Here is a 2,208-nt window from a genome sequence, read left to right as displayed (position 1 = left end):
CGCCCCCCTCTGGGGGCCCCTCCCGGGGGGGGGGGCGCCCCGGCGCCCGGGCCCCCGCCGCCGCGGGGGGGGGCACGCCGACCGGCGCACACGCAGCCCGGGCCCGGCCTCCGGGCCGGGCGACCAGGAGGGACCCCATGACCGACACACCGACCCAGCTCTTCATCGGCGGCGCGTGGACGGACGCGGCGGACGGCGCCGTCCTGCCCGTGGACGACCCCGCGACCGGCGAGACCGTCCGCCACGTCGCCGACGCCGGCCCCAAGGACGCCCGGCTCGCCGAGGACGCCGCCGTCCAGGCGCAGGAGGCGTGGGCCCGCACGGCACCGCGGGCACGCAGCGAGATCCTGCGCCGCGCCCACGAGATCGTCCTGGACCGCACGGACGAACTCGCCCACCTCATGACCTCCGAGATGGGCAAGCCGCTGGCCGAGGCCCGGGGCGAGGTCGCCTACGCCGCCGAGTTCTTCCGCTGGTTCTCCGAGGAGGCCGTCCGGATCGACGGCGGCCACGGCATCCTCCCCGACGGACGCAACCGCATGCTGCTCTCCCGGCGCCCGGTCGGGCCCTGCCTGCTGATCACCCCGTGGAACTTCCCGCTCGCCATGGGCGCCCGCAAGATCGCCCCGGCGATCGCGGCCGGCTGCACGATGGTGCACAAGCCGGCCCCGCAGACCCCGCTCTCCAGCCTGGCCCTCGCCGCGATCCTCAAGGAGGCCGGACTGCCGGACGGCGTGCTGAACGTCGTCCCCACCTCCAGGGCGGGAGAGGTGTGCGAACCGCTGCTGCGCGGCGGACGGATCCGCAAGCTGTCCTTCACCGGCTCGACGGCCGTCGGACGGCTGCTCCTCGCGCAGTGCGCGGACACCGTCGTCAGGACCTCGATGGAGCTGGGCGGCAACGCGCCGTTCATCGTCTTCGACGACGCGGACCTGGACGCCGCCGTGGACGGCGCGATGATCGCCAAGATGCGCAACATGGGCGAGGCGTGCACCGCCGCGAACCGCTTCTTCGTGCACCGCCCGGTGGCCGAGGAGTTCTCGCGGCGGCTGGCCCGGCGGATGGAGGCGCTGGTCGTGGGCCCCGGCACCCGGGACGGCGTCGACGTCGGCCCCCTCATCGACGCCGCCGGACGCGCCAAGGTCGAGGAACTGGTCGCCGACGCGGTGGAGCGCGGCGCCCGGGTGCTGGTCGGCGGCCGGACACCCGAGGGCCCCGGCTGTTTCTACCCGCCGACGGTACTTACCGACGTCTCCCCGGACAGCGCGCTCATGGACACGGAGATCTTCGGCCCCGTCGCGGCGATCCTCACCTTCGACGACGAGGAGGAGGCCGTACGCCGCGCCAACGACACCCCCTGGGGCCTCGTCGGCTACCTCTACACCGAGGGCCTGGACCGCGGCCTGCGGGTCAGCGAACGCCTGGAGACCGGCATGGTCGGCCTCAACACCGGCCTGGTCTCCAACCCGGCCGCGCCCTTCGGCGGCGTCAAGCAGTCGGGCCTCGGCCGGGAGGGCGGCAGGGTGGGGATCGAGGAGTTCCTGGAGTACCAGTACGTGGCGCTGCCGACCCGGTGACGAGGAGCCGGTGACGAGGAGATCGACCGACGGACTTTGCATGGTCATGCGTCATCATGCATACTCTTCCTATGTCCAAGGTCCTCACCTCCCTTCCCACCGGCGAGCGCGTCGGTATCGCCTTCTCGGGCGGCCTCGACACCTCGGTCGCGGTCGCGTGGATGCGTGACAAGGGCGCCGTGCCCTGCACGTACACCGCCGACATCGGCCAGTACGACGAGCCCGACATCGCCTCGGTGCCAGACCGTGCGAAGACCTACGGCGCCGAGATCGCGCGCCTGGTCGACTGCCGCGCGGCGCTGGTGGAGGAGGGCCTGGCCGCGCTCACCTGCGGGGCGTTCCACATCCGCTCCGGCGGGCGCGCCTACTTCAACACCACGCCGCTCGGCCGCGCCGTCACCGGCACGCTCCTGGTGCGGGCGATGCTGGAGGACGACGTCCAGATCTGGGGCGACGGCTCCACGTTCAAGGGCAACGACATCGAGCGGTTCTACCGGTACGGCCTGCTCGCCAACCCGCAGCTGCGGATCTACAAGCCGTGGCTGGACGCGGACTTCGTGACCGAGCTGGGCGGCCGCAAGGAGATGTCGGAGTGGCTCGTCGCCCACGACCTCCCCTACCGGGACTCCAC

Annotated in this window: 2 protein-coding genes; both read left to right on the top strand. The window is 73.2% G+C overall.

All coding sequences use genetic code 11. The annotated features are described in order from the left end of the window. Positions 1-137 precede the first annotated feature (137 nt). Positions 138-1,577, top strand: coding sequence for an NAD-dependent succinate-semialdehyde dehydrogenase (locus ACFWR9_RS36990; RefSeq protein WP_383850399.1), 1,440 nt, complete (start codon positions 138-140; stop codon positions 1,575-1,577). A gap of 71 nt (positions 1,578-1,648) precedes the next feature. Continuing rightward, positions 1,649-2,208 (top strand): argininosuccinate synthase domain-containing protein (locus ACFWR9_RS36985; RefSeq protein ID WP_383850396.1); only part of this gene is annotated, 560 nt, incomplete at its 3' end.

This window comes from Streptomyces sp. NPDC058534, from assembly GCF_042717365.1.
Classification (GTDB): Bacteria; Actinomycetota; Actinomycetes; order Streptomycetales; family Streptomycetaceae; genus Streptomyces.
The sequence above is the reverse complement of the archived record's forward strand: the minus strand, read 5'-3'. Positions and strand labels throughout refer to the sequence as shown.

What these genes read in the sequence shown, in the direction of transcription:
- ACFWR9_RS36990 (WP_383850399.1), top strand. Translation starts at nt 138, where the DNA reads ATGACCGACACACCGACCCAGCTCTTCATCGGCGGCGCGTGGACGGAC.